Genomic DNA, 2,361 nt, shown 5'->3' with positions numbered 1-2,361 from the left:
ACTATATGAATCAGAAGATCCGGTGAAGCCGCGGACCTGCGGCGTGGTGAAAAACATGAATCATCCGCTGATGCCTGTTCTCCGCCGCTGTCACTGTCTGGAGCTGAAGATGAAGAGTTTTCAGGAAGATTCATGTACATGTACGGATAATCGGTTTCCAGAACCAGATTATCGATTCCCGCATACCGTACCGCCTCCTCCAGTTTATGAGACTCTGTCGCCAGAAGCATTGGACCGATACCGAGTTTTAACCCCCTGCGGAGATACTGTTCGGCTCTTGAGGAATTTCCGGTAAAGGCATGGATAATTCCTTTTACCCGGTTGAGTCTTTTCAGCTCGTGCAGTATCTCATTGTCTCCGCCGACACCGTGAATATTGACCGGAAGATGATTTTCCACGGCAAAGATCAGCTGTTCATGCAGAGCTTCCGTCTGAACATCCAGCGGAACTGTATCCCTGAATCTTTTATCTATACCGATTTCCCCGACAAAAAGCTTCTTTACCGGATGTCCGTCTGCAGTGACGGATTTTTCCTCCGGGGCGGCCGGACTTTCTGAAAAAACTCTCCTGATGAGTTCATACTCAGTCCTAAGTTTTTCACGTGAAAAATCCCCGGCATACATTGGATGAACTCCCATACCGCAAAAGATTTCAGGGAAAGACGCATCAGCATGAGCTTTACTGAAAACCCGTAAAAGACGCAGATTTCTAAGTCCTTCAAAGTGCGTAACCGCAGGCACCATGATTTCTGAAACGGAGGCTTCTGCAGATCGTAAAAGAAGACGTTCAAGCTCTTCAAAAACCTCTCTGCCTGAATTTCCGGTGAGCTTTACGAGAGCTTCAGTAAATGCATCTACCTCTCCTTCGTCCCGGCACAGCAGAAAATCATCCCTTACGACAGGCATTTCACCGTTTAAGGAGCAGGCGTTAAAAACCGCGGGGTAAAGACTTATGAGACGGGAATCCGCCGTTCGGAAAATATGACAGTGAGTATCGGTAATACCGCAGGAAACGTCTGGTAATGAAATTTTGTCTGAAACGGAGGAGTCATCACCTCTCAGAGCCTTCGATTCATTCGGGGCCGATGCGGAAAACTGCACGGGATACTCCTCTTTCTGTAACGGAACGGATAATGACGGCACGGATATGAACTAAAACAGCCCCTGCTCCACGGCATCGGAAGTCTGAACTGAAAACATAAACGGAAGGCTCCGGTATTTTTCAGGATGCGACAGACTCACTGACCTTCCGAGAACAGGTCATGCTGTGACAGGCTGTTTTCTTTTCTGCAGTATTCGTGCCGCCTTCAGGCAGGTTATGAAATACCCGCCGGTGAAAATACATCACCGGCAAATGGTTCTGAAGAAAAGACCGGGCATCACGGTTCTAGAGAACTGAATGCTCATGCAGTCTGTTTATAAGGCGTCTCTGACGGATATTCCTTTTAATTCTTCTTAGTCTGTTCAAGATTGTAGACCACGCTGACATTATCGGTAAATACAAGTTTGTCCGGAGAGTAGACCGCTGAATCAGCGGCACTGTTGGACATCATCATTCCTTTACTCATCATTCGGGGCTGCACATAATCATGTGATGCTCCGTATGACGGAGTATTATAAGAAATCGAGGCTATGGTTCCGAGCCTGACGCCGAGCGCACCTGTAATCTGTCTGGCTTTTGAGGCCGCATCGGCTACCGCATCAAGACGGGCTTTTTCCATAACCGGAGCCGGATTTTCCAGCTCATAGGAAATGTCATAAATATTGTTTATGCCTGAAGCAACTGCTATATCGAGGACTTTGGAAATCTGTTCGAAATTTCTGATTTTAACCACTACCGTTCTGCTGGCACTGTAGCCTGATACGCGTCGTTCACTGGTCTTGCTGTCATAAACGTAATCAGGATTAACACTGATGCTTTCAGCCTTTATGCTGCCGTCATCCTTTCTGATGCTGTCTTTTAAAGAGGAATCCTTTTTCAGTCCGTCAATGAAAGCCGATACTGATTTTTCAACGGCTTTTCTGGCTGTTTCCGCTGATTCAGACTGAACGGTGGCCGCAACACGAACGTATGCCACGTCAGGCTGAGCCTTTACTGAAGAATAACCCTGGATGGAGATGGTCCCCTGCTTTTCATCGCAGTCCGCATAAGATGAAGCTCCGGTGCAGATAAACACACCTGCAAGAAGCATTTCAGTAATAATGGATGATGTTTTTGATCTAAACATAATCTTTAATCCCAATCATGGTAATCCGTACACTACCACTTATTTAATCTTACAACCAAAACAACATGCATTTTTTTATCGATATCAAAAAAACGCAAATTGGCAGACAGACACAAATTAGCACATATTCAGTA

Annotated in this window: 2 protein-coding genes; both read right to left on the bottom strand. The window is 46.2% G+C overall.

All coding sequences use genetic code 11. From position 1 onward, the window contains the following. Window positions 1-1,100: TatD family hydrolase (locus T489_RS0112165; protein ID WP_031580284.1), on the bottom strand; the 1,100-nt coding region annotated here is incomplete at its 3' end. A 344-nt stretch (window positions 1,101-1,444) separates the two neighbouring features. Next, complete coding sequence (locus tag T489_RS0112160; protein ID WP_031580281.1) at window positions 1,445-2,227, bottom strand: SIMPL domain-containing protein; 783 nt, start codon at window positions 2,225-2,227, stop codon at window positions 1,445-1,447. Between the last annotated feature and the right edge of the window lie 134 nt (window positions 2,228-2,361).

The organism is Ruminobacter sp. RM87 (genome assembly GCF_000701925.1).
Taxonomy (GTDB): Bacteria; Pseudomonadota; Gammaproteobacteria; order Enterobacterales; family Succinivibrionaceae; genus Ruminobacter; species Ruminobacter amylophilus.
The sequence above is the reverse complement of the archived record's forward strand: the minus strand, read 5'-3'. Positions and strand labels throughout refer to the sequence as shown.

Coding starts and splice junctions, on each gene's coding strand:
- T489_RS0112160 (WP_031580281.1), bottom strand. CDS start 2,227: ATGTTTAGATCAAAAACATCATCCATTATTACTGAAATGCTTCTTGCA.